We start from the raw sequence: 13,868 nt of genomic DNA on the forward strand, positions 1-13,868 counted from the left end.
CTGTTCCTTGCGGGGTTACCGCAGCCAATTGCTTCAAACCAATAAAGCAGGGTATTTGTCATTCCCTACTGAAGCGGGTGTGAATACTAACGAAAGAGTTCTGGGTGCGCAAGCGCAATTTTACCGTCAAATGCTGACTGCGGAAAAAAACGGCAAACTGCGCTAAAACGGCGATTTTAAAGGCGACTTCCGCCGCCTTTTTAAACGACTGCGCACTTAAACCGCTTTCACCGCATCTGCGATACGGTGAGCAAATTCCGTCACCTGCGCTTCGTCTTCACCTTCCACCATCACGCGGATAAGCGGTTCGGTACCCGATTTACGCAGCAGCACGCGCCCACGTTTACCCAGCGCCTGTTCGACGTCTTCAGTCACCGCTTTCACGGTGGCATGTTCCAGCGGATCGCCGCTGCCTGGCGTAAAGCGTACGTTCACCAGAATTTGCGGGAATAGCTTCATACCGCTGCAAAGATCGTGCAGGCTCATATGGTTACGCGCAATCGCCGTCAATACCTGCAACGCGGCCACAATGCCGTCGCCTGTGGTGGTTTTGTCCAGCAGGATAACGTGGCCTGAGTTTTCCGCCCCGATGCGCCAGCCTTTTTCCTGCATCTTTTCCAGGACGTAGCGGTCGCCTACTTTCGCGCGAGCAAACGGAATGCCGAGCTGTTTAAGGGCGACTTCCAGCCCCATATTGCTCATTAGCGTACCAACCGCGCCGCCGCGCAATTGTCCCTGGCGCAGACCTTCACGCGCAATGATATACAGGATCTGGTCGCCATCCACTTTGTTGCCTTCATGATCGACCATGATGACGCGGTCACCGTCGCCATCGAACGCGATACCCAGATCGGCTTTCTCGGCCACCACGCGCTCTTGCAGCAGGCGAACGTCCGTTGCGCCGCATTTTTCGTTGATGTTAAGCCCATCCGGTTCAGACCCGATGGCAACCACGCGTGCGCCCAGCTCGCGCAGTACGTTAGGGGCAATGTGATATGTCGCGCCGTTCGCGCAATCCACCACAATTTTCAGCCCGTTCAGGCTCAGTTCATTCGGGAATGTGCCTTTGCAGAATTCAATGTAACGGCCTGCGGCATCCACAATACGGCTCGCTTTACCGAGCTCGGCGGAATCCACGCAGTTGATCTCTTTCTCAAGTTCTGCCTCGATAGCTTCTTCCACTTCGTCAGGCAGTTTCGTACCGTCGATGGAGAAAAATTTAATGCCGTTGTCGTAAAACGGGTTATGAGACGCAGAAATGACAATACCGGCCTCGGCACGGAAAGTACGCGTCAGATAAGCCACCGCAGGCGTCGGCATTGGCCCGGTAAACAGCGCAGAAAGCCCGGCCGCGGCGAGGCCCGCTTCCAGCGCAGACTCCAGCATGTAACCGGAAATACGGGTATCCTTGCCGATAATCACTTTGCGGGAGCCGTGACGCGCCAGCACTTTGCCTGCCGCCCAGCCAAGCTTCAGAACAAAATCAGGGGTAATTGGCGCATCGCCCACGCGACCGCGAATGCCATCGGTCCCAAAATATTTACGGTTACTCATAGTATTTTTTATCCTTCGCTGAAAGAGTTGCTTCCACCACGCGCATCGCTTCGACCGTTTCTTTGACGTCATGAACACGCACGATCTGCGCGCCCTGCATCGCCGCCATCACCGCGCAGGCAAGGCTTCCGGGCAGACGCTGATCGGGGCCGACATTAAGTAACTGGCCAATCATCGATTTACGCGACATTCCCACCAGCAAAGGCATTCCGAAACGCCGGAATTCTGAAAGCCGGGCGAGAAGCTGGTAATTGTGGGTGAGATTTTTACCGAAACCGAATCCCGGGTCGAGTATGATTTTTTCTTTTGTAATGCCTGCCGCCTCGCAGCGTGCGATGTGCTGTTCAAAAAAACACGTAACGTCGGCAAAGACATCATCATAATGCGGTGCCTGCTGCATCGTTTTCGGCTGGCCCTGCATATGCATCAGACACACCGGCAAACCGGTCTCTGCCGCCGCCTCAAGCGCACCTGGCTCTGTCAAGGATCGAATATCGTTAATGATATGCGCCCCGGCACGCGCTGACTCGCGGATCACTTCAGGTTTGGAGGTATCGACAGACACCCAGACTTCAAAACGCTGCGCCAGCGCTTCCACCACCGGCACGACGCGGGAAAGCTCTTCTTCCACACTCACTTCCGCCGCGCCCGGTCGCGTCGATTCTCCCCCCACATCGATAATGGTCGCCCCGGCGTTAATCATCGCGTTCGCGTGTTTGACCGCTTCTGCGAGCGTATTGTGCTGACCGCCATCTGAGAAAGAATCCGGCGTGACATTCAGGATGCCCATCACGTGCGGGTGAGAAAGTTCGAGCGTTGAGCCCTGAGCGAAGAGTTTCATTGCCATTCCCTTATAAACTTGAATGAACGAAAACAGAAAACCCCGGACAGGCCGGGGTTTTAATTAGTGCAGCGAGACTACAGCAGGCAATTATTTATCGCCAAACTGCTCAGACATGGTGTTGCCCGGGTTCGGCGTGCGCGGTTCATCGACCGGACGCGGAGCACGCGGCGTACCGTTGCTGTCAGAGTTATTGTTGGCACCCGGATCTTCCCAGCCTGCCGGCGGGCGAACATCACGGCGAGCCATCAGATCGTCGATTTGCGGCGCGTCGATGGTTTCATACTTCATCAGCGCGTCTTTCATGGCATGCAGGATGTCCATGTTATCGTTCAGGATCTGACGAGCGCGGTTGTAGTTACGTTCAATCAGGGCTTTAACTTCCTGATCGATGATACGCGCCGTTTCATCTGACATATGCTTGGCTTTCGCCACGCTACGGCCCAGGAATACTTCGCCCTCTTCTTCCGCATACAGCAGCGGACCAAGTTTGTCGGAGAAGCCCCACTGGGTCACCATGTTACGGGCCAGGTTCGTCGCGACTTTAATGTCGTTAGACGCACCGGTGGAGACATGCTCCGGCCCGTAGATAATCTCTTCCGCCAGACGACCGCCGTACAGCGTGGAAATCTGGCTTTCCAGTTTCTGACGGCTGGCGCTGATGGCATCGCCCTCAGGCAGGAAGAACGTGACGCCAAGCGCGCGACCGCGCGGGATAATCGTCACTTTATGTACTGGATCGTGTTCCGGTACCAGGCGGCCGATAATCGCATGGCCCGCTTCGTGATACGCGGTGGATTCTTTCTGCGCTTCCGTCATCACCATGGAGCGGCGTTCCGCACCCATCATGATTTTGTCTTTCGCTTTCTCGAATTCAACCATTGAAACGACGCGCTTATTACCGCGTGCGGCAAACAGCGCCGCTTCGTTGACCAGGTTCGCGAGATCGGCACCGGAGAAGCCAGGCGTACCGCGCGCAATGATTGCCGCGTCGATATCCGGCGCCAGCGGTACGCGACGCATATGCACTTTCAGGATCTGCTCACGACCACGCACGTCCGGCAAACCAACCACAACCTGGCGGTCGAAACGGCCTGGACGAAGCAGCGCAGGGTCAAGTACGTCAGGACGGTTAGTCGCCGCGATGACAATAATGCCTTCGTTGCCTTCAAAACCATCCATCTCAACCAGCATCTGGTTCAGGGTCTGCTCACGTTCATCGTGACCGCCGCCAAGACCGGCACCACGCTGGCGGCCCACGGCATCGATTTCATCGATAAAGATGATGCACGGCGCCGCTTTTTTAGCTTGTTCGAACATATCGCGAACACGGGACGCGCCCACACCCACGAACATTTCTACGAAGTCAGAACCGGAAATGGTAAAGAACGGCACTTTCGCCTCGCCCGCGATGGCTTTCGCCAGCAAGGTTTTACCGGTACCCGGCGGGCCGACCATCAGGACACCCTTCGGAATTTTACCGCCCAGCTTCTGGAAACGGCTCGGCTCGCGCAGGTATTCCACCAGCTCGCCGACTTCCTCTTTCGCTTCGTCACAACCAGCCACGTCAGCGAAAGTGGTTTTAATCTGATCTTCCGTCAGCATGCGCGCTTTGCTTTTGCCGAACGACATGGCGCCTTTGCCACCGCCGCCCTGCATCTGACGCATGAAGAATATCCAGACCCCAATCAGCAACAGCATCGGGAACCAGGAGATGAAGATAGTGGCCAGCAGGCTCTGCTCTTCAGGCGGTTCGCCGACAACTTTTACGTTTTTAGTCAGCAGGTTATCAAGGAGTTTGGGATCGTTTACGGGAATATAAGTCGTGTATCGGTTACTATCTTTCTTGGTAACGTTGATTTCACGTCCGTTGATACGCGCTTCGCGAACCTGGTCCTGGTTAACTTCTTGCAGGAAGGTAGAGTAATCCACCCTACGGCCACTCGACTCGCTGGGCCCAAAGCTCTGGAATACTGACATCAGCACAACTGCGATGACCAGCCAGAGTATTAGGTTTTTCGCCATGTCACTCAAGGGATTAACCTCATATTACAACTGTGTTAACAAACAGCGTCAGGGTACTATAGTTTGCGCCCGGTCGCTACAATGTACACTTCACGTGAACGGGCACGAGAAGAGTCCGGTTTACGAACTTTCACCTTCGTAAACAGGGAGCGAATTTCCCGCAGGTACTCATCGAAACCTTCGCCCTGAAACACCTTCACTACAAAACTGCCGCCCGGTGCCAGCACATCCCGACACATTTCGAGCGCCAGTTCCACCAGATACATGGCGCGGGGGATATCCACAGCCGGAGTCCCGCTCATGTTCGGTGCCATATCTGACATGACAACCTGTACTTTACTGTCACCCACGCGTTCCAGTAACGCCTTTATGACTAATTCATCACGAAAGTCGCCCTGAAGGAAGTCCACACCAACGATAGGATCCATTGGTAAAAGATCGCAAGCGATAATACGGCCTGCTCCTCCGATTTGCGTGACCACATACTGTGACCATCCGCCAGGCGCGGCGCCAAGATCGACAACCGTCATACCTGGTTTAAAAATCTTGTCACTTTGCTGTATTTCATCAAGTTTAAACCAGGCACGGGAACGTAACCCTTTTTTCTGCGCCTGTTGAACATATTTATCGCTAAAGTGTTCCTGAAGCCAGCGACTGGAGCTGGCAGAACGCTTTTTACCTGTCATTTCACATTCCATCCGGGTTCATCGTGAGCCGCAGGCTCAAAAACCCACGTTTTGCCATTTGGCGATAATTGGGAGATGGCGGTAGAATGACCCGTTTTCAATCCCAACGTAAGCAAAAAATACGATGAATCTGAGTACTAAACAAAAACAGCACCTGAAAGGTCTCGCCCATCCGCTCAAGCCGGTAGTTATGCTTGGCAATAATGGTTTGACCGAAGGGGTACTGGCCGAGATTGAGCAAGCGCTTGAGCACCATGAGTTAATCAAGGTGAAGATCGCCACTGAAGACCGCGAAACTAAGACCCTGATTGTGGATGCTATCGTACGTGAAACCGGCGCCTGCAATGTACAGGTCATCGGGAAAACGCTGGTGCTCTACCGCCCGTCAAAGGAACGTAAAATTTCGCTGCCCCGCTAAGCTGTGGGTTTTGCGAGCGATCGCAGAAGCCGCAAACTCCAGGCGAGGGTGCAAAATGCCACGCTCCGTTTTTTGATAAAAGGCCGCTTAGCGGCCTTTTTCCTTTCTTTACAATCTAAACGGCACCGCGGTTATGCCAGTTAAGATAAATCGCACTGATTAGCAAATTTCGCTATCAGGCATTTCTCTTACCGAAAAAACGACCGTTCAGAAGCAGGTATCAAAGATAATCGACTTTGATGATTTCAAATTCGACCTGGCCGCCCGGGGTGTTAATGGTCACCACGTCGTCCAGTTCTTTACCCACCAGACCACGCGCGATCGGCGAGTTCACAGAAATAAGATTCTGTTTGAAGTCCGCTTCGTCGTCGCCAACGATGCGGTAGGTCAGCTCTTCGTCGGTATCGAGGTTCAGTACCGTCACGGTGGAGCCGAAGATCACGCGGCCATTGTTTGGCATCTTGGTGATATCAATCACCTGGGCGTTCGAGAGCTTCGCTTCGATATCTTTAATACGCCCTTCGCAGAACCCCTGCTGCTCGCGAGCGGCATGGTATTCGGCATTCTCTTTCAGATCGCCATGCTCGCGCGCTTCGGCGATAGCGGCGATGATTTCCGGGCGACGCACGGATTTCAGAAACTCCAGCTCTTCGCGTAGTTTCTCAGCGCCACGTAAGGTCATCGGAATAGGTTGCATTTGTTATACCTCTCACTGTCCTGTTAAGAACGGTTCACAGCCCGCTCCGGCTGCACGCCAGCCCGGAAAACCTTCCAGCCCCGGACGGCAAACAAAAGAAAACTGACCCGGAGACAAAGCCCCAGGTCAGGAACGATTTTGCAATTTGATACGTATTTTACCCTGAAGTTCCCGAAGGGTCATCGTTTACTTTGCAGGGTGATGCGCCTTAGTATGACGGCACGTTTCCAGCTGTTACCGCGAGATTATGCGATTTTCCAGATTTGCTGTCGGATTGACCACCAGTGTAGCCCTGAATGCCAGTGCCGCCAATGTCGAAGAGTATATCAATCAGTTACCCGCCGGCGCGAATCTCGCCCTGATGGTGCAAAAAGTCGGAGCCAGCTCCCCTGAGATTGATTTTCACAGCCAGCAGATGGCGCTCCCCGCCAGTACGCAAAAAGTGATCACGGCGCTGGCCGCGCTGTTACAGCTCGGCCCAGACTATCGCTTCACCACAACGCTTGAAAGCCGTGGCGACGTGCGCGACGGCGTGCTTGATGGCGACTTAATCGCGCGTTTCACCGGCGATCCGACCTTTAAGCGCCAGGATATGCGCAATATGGTGACGGCGCTGAAAAAAGCGGGCGTTCAGCAAATAAAAGGAAACGTGCTGATCGACACCTCCGCTTTCGCGAGCCATGACAAAGCGCCCGGCTGGCCGTGGAACGACATGACGCAATGCTTCAGCGCGCCGCCTTCCGCCGCTATTGTCGATCGCAACTGCTTTTCGGTATCGCTCTACAGCGCTCCGCAGGCGGGCGAACCGGCATTCGTGCGTATCGCCTCGTATTATCCGGTGAATGTCTACAGCCAGGTAAAAACCCTGCCGCGCGGCTCGTCGGAGGCGCAGTATTGCGAACTGGATGTGGTCACGGGCGATCTTAACCGCTATACGCTCACGGGCTGCATGACGCAGCGCGCCGATCCGCTGCCGTTAGCCTTCGCGATCCAGGATGGCGCAGGCTATGCCGGCGCGATACTGAAAGCGGAGCTGAAACAGGCGGGCATTACCTATAACGGCACGCTGCTACGCCAGACGCAGCCCAACGAACCAGGGACGGTTATCGCGAGCCGTCAGTCTCCGCCGCTGCACGATCTCTTGCGCGTGATGCTGAAGAAATCCGACAACATGATCGCCGACACGGTGTTTCGCACCATCGGGCGTAACTTTTACGGCGTGCCGGGCACCTGGCGCGCGGGCGCGGATGCCGTCCGCCAGATCCTGCGTCAGAAGGCAGGCGTGGATTTAGGCAATACGATCGTAGTGGATGGTTCCGGCCTGTCGCGCCATAATCTGATAGCGCCTGCGACGATGATGCAGGTATTGCAATATATCGCCCGCAACGACAGCCAGCTCAATTTTATCTCCATGCTGCCGCTGGCAGGGCACGACGGGTCGTTGCTGTATCGCGCCGGCCTTCATGAGGCGGGTGTTGACGGCAAAGTCTCCGCCAAAACCGGCTCGCTGCAAGGGGTCTATAACCTTGCGGGCTTTATTACCACGGCCAGCGGACAACGCATGGCGTTTGTACAGTATCTTTCCGGCTACGCCGTAGAGCCTGCCGACCAGCGCAACCGCCGTATTCCGCTGGTGCGCTTTGAGAGCCGACTCTACCGCGACCTTTACCAGAATAATTAACGATGAAACTGCTGATAGTCGAAGATGATCTGCTGTTACAGGAAGGACTGGCGCTGGCGCTTGGCAACGAGGGCTATGCGCTGGATTGCGCCGCCAATGCCGCTGAGGGCGACGCCATGCTCCAGAGCGGCGAATACAGCCTGATTATTCTCGACTTAGGCTTGCCGGATAAAGACGGTGCCACGCTGCTCAGCCAGTGGCGCCGGAGCGGCGTCACAACGCCGGTGCTTATTCTCACGGCGCGTGACGCACTGGAAGACCGCGTCAGCGGGCTTGATGCGGGCGCGGATGACTATCTGGTTAAACCCTTTGCGCTGGCGGAGCTTCACGCCCGCGCACGGGCGCTGATCCGCCGTTATCAGGGGCACAGCGATAATCTGTTGCAGCACGACGATATCACGCTCAATCTGCAAACCCAGCAGGTGTTGCTTAACGAGACGCCCGTAGAAGTAACACCAAAAGAGTTCGCGTTGCTCACCCGTCTGATGATGCGCATCGGCCAGACCGTGCATCGTGAAACCCTGCAACAGGACATCTACAGCTGGCAGGATGATCCCAGCTCGAATACGCTCGAAGTGCATATCCATAATCTGCGCCGCAAGCTCGGTAAAACCCGCATCCGCACCATACGCGGCGTGGGCTACCGGCTGGAGCGCCCCTCATGAACAGCATGCGCCGTCGGCTGATGCTGATGCTCGCATTGATACTTCTCTTTTTTCAGTTGATTAGTGTTATCTGGCTCTGGCATGAAAGCCGTGAACAGATAAGTTTTTTAGTCAATGAAACGCTGTCGGCCAAATCCCGTACTCATCACGTCGAAAAAGAGATCCGCGAGGCGATTGCTTCTTTACTGGTGCCGTCGCTGGTGATGGTGGGGTTTACCCTCGTCTTTTCATTCTGGGCGGTCACGTGGATAACCCGCCCGCTCAGCCAGCTTAGCCAGACGCTCGCCGGACGCTCAGCGGATAATCTCTCTCCGGTGCCGGTGGATTCCGCGATGGAAGAGATACGCGCGGTGACGCTCTCGCTCAACCAGCTCTTTTTACGGCTTGATCACACCATTCAGCAGGAGCGCCTGTTCACGGCGGATGCGGCACACGAACTGCGAACGCCGCTTGCGGGTATTCGCCTGCATCTGGAGCTGATGGAGCAGTCAGGCATCGCTCAGGCCACACCGCTGCTTGCCCGTATCGATCGGCTGATGCATACCGTTGAGCAATTGCTGATGCTGTCACGCGCAGGCCAGGCGCTGGCGAGTGGGCATTACGAAACACTGTGCTGGAACGCAGATATTATCGCGCCGCTGCGCAGTGAACTTGACGAGCTGGCGCAACAGCGCGGGCAGTACATCATCTGGCCTCACGTTGAAGCCACATCGCGTGTTCAGGGTGATGCCGTATTGCTGCGGCTGATGCTGCGAAATCTGCTGGAAAACGCCTCGCGTTATAGCCCGGAGCAGAGCAGCATCGTGGTTCAGCTTTCGTCTGAAAATGGCGGAAGCCGCCTGAGCGTGACCGATGAAGGTCCGGGGATCCCACAGGCGCAACGCGAGGCGATTACCGAGCCTTTCCGGCGACTCGATCAGCGCTATGGTGGTAGTGGCCTTGGGCTGAGCATTGTGCAGCGTATTGTGCATTTACATCGCGGCAGGTTGATTCTGGAGGATGGTCCAAGCGGTGGATTGATGGCGTCGTGCTGGCTACCGGAAGAGATTAACCAGTCATAATCCGTTAAAAACGTATTGAACGTTAGCACCATTAAAAAAGGCCGGTTTCCCGGCCTTTTTGTTAACGCTGATAGACGATCTCGACACCTTCGTCGTCGTCTTCGTCCCAGTCGTCGTCCCATTCTTCTTCGGCTTCCGCTTCCATCTCTTCGAGCTGCTGGCGATGATAGTCATCCCACATAAACTCGACTTTTTCAGGCTGCTTCGCTTCTTCTTCGTGAACAACAGGGTTTTCGATGATGAAGTGCATCACGTCCCAGCAGAGCTCTTTCACGTTCATCTGGCTCGCGGCGGAGATCAGGTAATATTTCTCATCCCAGCCCAGCGCGTCGGCGATCGCTTTCGCTTTGGCTTCCGCCTCTTCGCGGCTCAGCAGATCGATTTTATTGAAGACCAGCCAGCGCGGTTTGGAGGCCAGCTTTTCGCTGTACTTCTCAAGCTCGCCCACGATGATACGGGCGTTTTCCGCCGGATCGGAGCCGTCGATCGGATCGAGATCGATCAGGTGCAGCAGCACGCGGCAACGCTCAAGATGCTTCAGGAAACGAATGCCAAGGCCCGCGCCTTCCGCCGCGCCTTCGATAAGACCCGGAATATCGGCCACCACGAAGCTTTTCTCGTTATCCATACGCACCACGCCAAGGCTTGGCACTAGCGTGGTAAACGGATAATCCGCCACTTTCGGCTTCGCTGCGGAAACCGCACGAATGAACGTGGATTTACCAGCGTTTGGCATACCCAGCATACCGACATCCGCCAGCAGCATCAGCTCCAGCTGCAGATCGCGTTTCTCGCCCGGCGTGCCCATGGTTTTCTGGCGCGGCGTACGGTTAACGGAGGATTTGAAGCGGGTGTTGCCAAGACCGTGCCAGCCGCCCTTCGCGACCATCAGACGCTGACCGTGTTTGGTCATGTCGCCCATCGTTTCGCCCGTACCCTGATCGATAACGCGCGTCCCGACCGGCACTTTGATGGTCACGTCTTTACCGCGTTTACCGGTGCAGTCGCGGCTCTGGCCGTTCTGACCGCGTTCGGCGCGGAACGATTTCTCAAAGCGGTAATCGATAAGGGTGTTAAGGTTTTCGTCGGCCTCAAGCCAGACGTCGCCGCCATCGCCGCCATCGCCGCCGTCAGGGCCGCCTTTCGGGATATATTTTTCACGACGGAAGCTTACGCAGCCGTTACCGCCATCACCCGCCACGACCAGGATCGTAGCTTCATCAACAAACTTCATTTTACTTCTCCGTAATTCATTCGCCCGAGCGGGGGATGACTCCAACCGCTTCGTTTTTGCGCCACCGTCCCCAAAGACGGTGACCAATGGCGGAATACATCGCACCCGCAACCACGACAAACGCACCGAGATAACCCAACAGGTTTAACATCGGTCTGGCGAAGAAATCGGGCCAGGCAACAGATAACACATCTGAAAATAACAAGGTAAACAGTGGAGTAAGCGTGATAATGGCGCTCACCTGCGCCGCCTGCCATCTCGCCATCGCTTCCGCCAGCGCGCCATACCCCACCAGGGTGTTCAGGCCGCAAAAAATCAGGCAGGCCACTTGCCACGAACTAAGCTGAAACAGCACCCCGGGCTTCGCCAGCGGCAGCAGCGCAATAGTACATAAAGTGTACAGCAAAAAGAGGATCTGTTGCGAGGCCAGACGACGCAACAGAACCTTTTGAGCCACGCCGTAGCTGACCCAGACCGTCGCCGCGCCAACCCCGAAGATTACACCCCAGGTGTAATCCGTCAGTCGCGTAAAGATCTCTATCAGGCTGGTATTGAAAAACATCACCAGCCCGCAAAGCAGCATGATTGCCCCGATGATCTGCGTGCCGTGCATCTTTTCCTTAAGGATTAGAACGCTTGCCACCATCATGCCAACCGGCGAGAGTTGGCCTATCACTTGCGAGGCCGTAGGGCTTAAATATTGCAGGGAGGAGCTGAAAAGAATGAAGTTACCGAAAAGCCCGCCTGTCGCTATCGCCAGCAAGACCAGCCAGCGCGGTTTACGAAACAAGCCCATCGGCGGCAGTTTGCCTTTAATAGCCAGGATCAGTCCAAGCCCGATGCCCGCCATCAGAAAGCGGTAGAACACCACCGTAGGGGGCTCCATCACTTCCAGTACCTGCTTCATTGCAATTGGCAGCGCACCCCAGCACATTGCGGTCGTGAGCGCCAAAAGAATACCAATGCCGGCCTGCTGCTTCATGCCCGTTTTCCCTACAGAAAAAATTACCGGGTTTCCAATGTAAAAAGCCCCGCAACAGGTGCGGGGCTTTAATCCGTTACCGGACCGAGAAAACCTTACTCAGCAACGATGCTGATGTATTTACGGTTGTTCGGGCCTTTAACTTCAAATTTCACTTTACCGTCTGCTTTAGCAAACAGAGTGTGGTCACGACCGCAACCTACGTTGTTACCAGCGTGGAATTTGGTGCCACGCTGACGAACGATGATGCTGCCCGCCAGAACGGACTCGCCACCGAAACGCTTAACGCCCAGGCGTTTAGCTTCTGAATCGCGACCGTTACGTGTGGAGCCGCCAGCCTTTTTATGTGCCATTTAAATCTCTCCTCAGGTCTTAGGCGCTGATGCCAGTAATTTTCACATCAGTGAACCACTGACGGTGGCCCTGCTGCTTACGGTAGTGTTTACGACGACGAAACTTAACGATTTTAACTTTCTCGCCACGACCGTGAGCAACAACTTCAGCTTTGATTACGCCGCCATCAACGAAAGGAACGCCGATTTTGACATCTTCACCGTTTGCGATCATCAGAACTTCAGCGAACTCAACAGTTTCGCCAGTTGCGATGTCCAGCTTTTCCAGGCGAACGGTCTGACCTTCGCTTACTCGGTGTTGTTTACCACCACTTTGGAAAACCGCGTACATATAGAACTCCGCTTCCGCGCACGCCTTCTGCTTGATCAGAGTGCGCTATAAATATTCACAATAGGGCGCGAATATTACGCAAATCGGGACGCTTTGACAAGCCCGTTTGTTGTTCGGTGCGGAAAAAAAACACAACCGTGACGGCGGCGTTTATCTGCCGCGTTTTTCCGGTACAATCTGTACTACATTTAGAATCCACTATCCTTACCTTCTCCCTTACAGACTGTGGTAAACAGGACGATAGCCAGACTTTTGCGATGAATTTAGAAAAAATTAATGAGTTAACCGCGCAAGATATGGCCGGTGTCAACGCGACCATCCTTGAACAGCTCAATTCCGACGTACAGCTTATTAATCAGCTGGGCTATTACATTGTCAGCGGTGGCGGCAAACGCATTCGCCCGATGATCGCGGTGCTCGCTGCGCGCGCGCTCGGTTATGAGGGGAAAGCGCATGTCACTATCGCCGCGCTTATTGAGTTTATCCACACCGCCACGCTGCTGCATGACGATGTGGTGGATGAATCGGATATGCGTCGCGGCAAAGCGACGGCGAATGCCGCGTTTGGCAACGCCGCCAGCGTTCTGGTGGGAGATTTTATTTACACCCGCGCGTTTCAGATGATGACAAGCCTCGGGTCGCTCAAAGTGCTTGAAGTCATGTCCGAAGCGGTCAACGTGATCGCGGAAGGCGAAGTGCTTCAGCTAATGAACGTGAACGATCCCGATATCACCGAAGAGAGCTACATGCGCGTGATTTACAGCAAAACCGCGCGGCTCTTCGAAGCGGCGGCGCAGTGCTCCGGCATTCTGGCAGGTGCCACTGAGGCGCAGGAGCGCGCGTTGCAGGATTATGGTCGCTACCTCGGCACCGCGTTCCAGCTTATCGACGATCTTCTGGATTACAGCGCTGATGGCGAACGCCTCGGTAAAAACGTGGGCGACGATCTCAACGAAGGCAAGCCAACGCTTCCACTTCTGCATGCGATGCATAACGGCACGCCGGCGCAGGCGCAGATGATCAGAGAGGCGATCGAACAAGGCAACGGGCGTCATCTTCTGGATCCGGTGCTGGAAACGATGGCGGCCTGTGGATCGCTGGAATGGACGCGTGCCCGTGCTGAAGAAGAGGCGGATAAAGCCATCGCCGCACTTGAAATTATCTCCCCTTCTCCGTGGCGCGATGCTCTGATTGCGCTGGCGCATATGTCGGTGCAGCGCGACCATTAACTTTTTTTCCGCGCTCACCGGCGCGGAAATTTTCTCTTTTATCAGTGCGTTTTGTCAAAGAGTTGTCAGTAACATTTCCAGATAACGCCTTTCTGTATTCCCTTTTAGGTT

General features: G+C 55.1%; 14 protein-coding genes. 5 read left to right on the plus strand and 9 right to left on the minus strand.

Going from position 1 to position 13,868, the window contains the following annotated elements; all coding sequences use genetic code 11:
* Positions 1 to 216 precede the first annotated feature (216 nt).
* The 4 genes from glmM to rlmE form a co-directional block, all read right to left on the minus strand.
* Positions 217 to 1,554: a phosphoglucosamine mutase gene (glmM, locus tag AFK66_RS17275; RefSeq protein ID WP_007780467.1), complete on the minus strand. Its 1,338-nt coding sequence runs from the start codon at positions 1,552 to 1,554 to the stop codon at positions 217 to 219.
* The gene (folP, locus tag AFK66_RS17280; RefSeq protein WP_007780466.1) at positions 1,547 to 2,395 is read right to left on the minus strand and encodes a dihydropteroate synthase; all 849 of its coding nucleotides are present in this window, start codon (positions 2,393 to 2,395) and stop codon (positions 1,547 to 1,549) included. The genes glmM and folP overlap by 8 nt, the downstream gene beginning before the upstream one ends.
* 90 nt (positions 2,396 to 2,485) lie before the next feature.
* Positions 2,486 to 4,420 carry an ATP-dependent zinc metalloprotease FtsH gene (ftsH, locus tag AFK66_RS17285; protein WP_004385065.1) on the minus strand — a complete coding sequence of 645 codons (1,935 nt, stop codon included), beginning with the start codon at positions 4,418 to 4,420 and terminating at the stop codon, positions 2,486 to 2,488.
* A gap of 56 nt (positions 4,421 to 4,476) precedes the next feature.
* A complete protein-coding gene (gene rlmE, locus AFK66_RS17290) occupies positions 4,477 to 5,106 on the minus strand; it encodes a 23S rRNA (uridine(2552)-2'-O)-methyltransferase RlmE (protein ID WP_032968558.1) in 630 nt (209 codons plus the stop codon).
* Between the two features lie 124 nt (positions 5,107 to 5,230).
* On the opposite strand from rlmE, the gene yhbY reads away from it, so the two are divergent.
* On the plus strand, positions 5,231 to 5,524 hold the full coding sequence (gene yhbY, locus AFK66_RS17295) for a ribosome assembly RNA-binding protein YhbY (protein ID WP_004385067.1): 294 nt from the start codon (positions 5,231 to 5,233) through the stop codon (positions 5,522 to 5,524).
* Between the two features lie 220 nt (positions 5,525 to 5,744).
* On the opposite strand, the gene greA is transcribed toward yhbY, so the two are convergent.
* Positions 5,745 to 6,221, minus strand: a complete 477-nt coding sequence (gene greA, locus AFK66_RS17300; protein WP_004385068.1) for a transcription elongation factor GreA — start codon at positions 6,219 to 6,221, stop codon at positions 5,745 to 5,747.
* Between the two features lie 247 nt (positions 6,222 to 6,468).
* On the opposite strand from greA, the gene dacB reads away from it, so the two are divergent.
* The 3 genes from dacB to pmrB are packed head-to-tail and all read left to right on the plus strand — an operon-like array spanning position 6,469 to position 9,628.
* Positions 6,469 to 7,902: a serine-type D-Ala-D-Ala carboxypeptidase gene (gene dacB, locus AFK66_RS17305; RefSeq protein WP_007872860.1), complete on the plus strand. Its 1,434-nt coding sequence runs from the start codon at positions 6,469 to 6,471 to the stop codon at positions 7,900 to 7,902.
* A gap of 2 nt (positions 7,903 to 7,904) precedes the next feature.
* Positions 7,905 to 8,567: a two-component system response regulator PmrA gene (gene pmrA, locus AFK66_RS17310; RefSeq protein ID WP_007780456.1), complete on the plus strand. Its 663-nt coding sequence runs from the start codon at positions 7,905 to 7,907 to the stop codon at positions 8,565 to 8,567.
* A complete protein-coding gene (gene pmrB, locus AFK66_RS17315) occupies positions 8,564 to 9,628 on the plus strand; it encodes a two-component system sensor histidine kinase PmrB (RefSeq protein WP_007780453.1) in 1,065 nt (354 codons plus the stop codon). The genes pmrA and pmrB overlap by 4 nt, the downstream gene beginning before the upstream one ends.
* Before the next feature lie 61 nt (positions 9,629 to 9,689).
* Here pmrB and cgtA read toward each other — a convergent pair whose 3' ends face one another.
* The 4 genes from cgtA to rplU form a co-directional block, all read right to left on the minus strand.
* On the minus strand, positions 9,690 to 10,862 hold the full coding sequence (cgtA, locus tag AFK66_RS17320) for an Obg family GTPase CgtA (RefSeq protein ID WP_007780451.1): 1,173 nt from the start codon (positions 10,860 to 10,862) through the stop codon (positions 9,690 to 9,692).
* A 16-nt stretch (positions 10,863 to 10,878) separates the two neighbouring features.
* Positions 10,879 to 11,844 (minus strand): DMT family transporter, encoded by a 966-nt coding sequence (locus AFK66_RS17325; RefSeq protein ID WP_007780448.1) that lies wholly within the window; start codon positions 11,842 to 11,844, stop codon positions 10,879 to 10,881.
* Between the two features lie 95 nt (positions 11,845 to 11,939).
* Entirely contained in the window at positions 11,940 to 12,197 is a 258-nt protein-coding gene (gene rpmA / locus AFK66_RS17330; protein WP_004385076.1) for a 50S ribosomal protein L27, read from the minus strand.
* A gap of 19 nt (positions 12,198 to 12,216) precedes the next feature.
* On the minus strand, positions 12,217 to 12,528 hold the full coding sequence (gene rplU / locus AFK66_RS17335; protein ID WP_004385077.1) for a 50S ribosomal protein L21: 312 nt from the start codon (positions 12,526 to 12,528) through the stop codon (positions 12,217 to 12,219).
* A gap of 257 nt (positions 12,529 to 12,785) precedes the next feature.
* On the opposite strand from rplU, the gene ispB reads away from it, so the two are divergent.
* Positions 12,786 to 13,757 (plus strand): octaprenyl diphosphate synthase, encoded by a 972-nt coding sequence (gene ispB / locus AFK66_RS17340; RefSeq protein WP_032969538.1) that lies wholly within the window; start codon positions 12,786 to 12,788, stop codon positions 13,755 to 13,757.
* The last annotated feature ends 111 nt before the right edge of the window (positions 13,758 to 13,868 follow it).

The sequence above is a fragment of the Cronobacter malonaticus LMG 23826 genome (genome assembly GCF_001277215.2).
Classification (GTDB): Bacteria; Pseudomonadota; Gammaproteobacteria; order Enterobacterales; family Enterobacteriaceae; genus Cronobacter; species Cronobacter malonaticus.

Bases quoted from the DNA above. Each gene is read 5' to 3' on its own strand.
- rplU (WP_004385077.1), bottom strand. From the start codon at position 12,528: ATGTACGCGGTTTTCCAAAGTGGTGGTAAACAACACCGAGTAAGCGAA.
- ftsH (WP_004385065.1), bottom strand. From the start codon at position 4,420: ATGGCGAAAAACCTAATACTCTGGCTGGTCATCGCAGTTGTGCTGATG.
- yhbY (WP_004385067.1), top strand. From the start codon at position 5,231: ATGAATCTGAGTACTAAACAAAAACAGCACCTGAAAGGTCTCGCCCAT.
- rlmE (WP_032968558.1), bottom strand. From the start codon at position 5,106: ATGACAGGTAAAAAGCGTTCTGCCAGCTCCAGTCGCTGGCTTCAGGAA.
- folP (WP_007780466.1), bottom strand. From the start codon at position 2,395: ATGAAACTCTTCGCTCAGGGCTCAACGCTCGAACTTTCTCACCCGCAC.
- ispB (WP_032969538.1), top strand. From the start codon at position 12,786: ATGAATTTAGAAAAAATTAATGAGTTAACCGCGCAAGATATGGCCGGT.
- AFK66_RS17325 (WP_007780448.1), bottom strand. From the start codon at position 11,844: ATGAAGCAGCAGGCCGGCATTGGTATTCTTTTGGCGCTCACGACCGCA.
- rpmA (WP_004385076.1), bottom strand. From the start codon at position 12,197: ATGGCACATAAAAAGGCTGGCGGCTCCACACGTAACGGTCGCGATTCA.
- greA (WP_004385068.1), bottom strand. From the start codon at position 6,221: ATGCAACCTATTCCGATGACCTTACGTGGCGCTGAGAAACTACGCGAA.
- pmrB (WP_007780453.1), top strand. From the start codon at position 8,564: ATGAACAGCATGCGCCGTCGGCTGATGCTGATGCTCGCATTGATACTT.
- pmrA (WP_007780456.1), top strand. From the start codon at position 7,905: ATGAAACTGCTGATAGTCGAAGATGATCTGCTGTTACAGGAAGGACTG.
- dacB (WP_007872860.1), top strand. From the start codon at position 6,469: ATGCGATTTTCCAGATTTGCTGTCGGATTGACCACCAGTGTAGCCCTG.
- glmM (WP_007780467.1), bottom strand. From the start codon at position 1,554: ATGAGTAACCGTAAATATTTTGGGACCGATGGCATTCGCGGTCGCGTG.
- cgtA (WP_007780451.1), bottom strand. From the start codon at position 10,862: ATGAAGTTTGTTGATGAAGCTACGATCCTGGTCGTGGCGGGTGATGGC.